The organism is Streptococcus sp. HMSC072D05, assembly GCF_001815805.1.
Lineage (GTDB): Bacteria > Bacillota > Bacilli > Lactobacillales > Streptococcaceae > Streptococcus.
In genome coordinates, this window is the sequence record NZ_KV822033.1 from 517 (window position 1) to 996 (window position 480).

Here is a 480-nt window from a genome sequence, read left to right on the forward strand (position 1 = left end):
CTACAGTCCAGAGTTTACTAAGGTGACTCCAACTGGTAAAGATACTACTTCAGTTAACATTAAGGGTCTTGTTCAAACAGGTACTCCAACATTTGAAGGTGGTAATCCGCTTGTTCCAATCGATGAAACAGTGGCAGCAACATTTGAAGATGGATCAACTGAAAAAGTGATTCTAGGTGAAGGAACTTACGCAATCTCACCAGATGGCACCGTCACCTTCACTCCAGAAGCTAATTTTGTAGGAAAAGGAACCGGTGTAACGATTGTCCGTAAGGATAAGAATGGTACTCCAGTTACTGCAAGCTATCGCCCAACAGTTGTAGATCCATCTACTGGTCATGATACGGCTTCTACAGGAGCAAAAGGCCAACCACAAGTGGCAACACCAGTGTTTGAAGGACATATCGATTCGACTGTTCCACCAACATTTGAGGATGGTAGTACGACCACGGTTGTTCCGGGTGAAGGAAGCTATACAAT

Annotated in this window: 1 protein-coding gene; it reads left to right on the forward strand. The window is 44.2% G+C overall.

Going from position 1 to position 480, the window contains the following annotated elements:
* Positions 1-480, forward strand: a 480-nt coding sequence (locus HMPREF3057_RS10475) for a hypothetical protein (RefSeq protein WP_257370884.1), incomplete at both ends; no start/stop codon positions are given.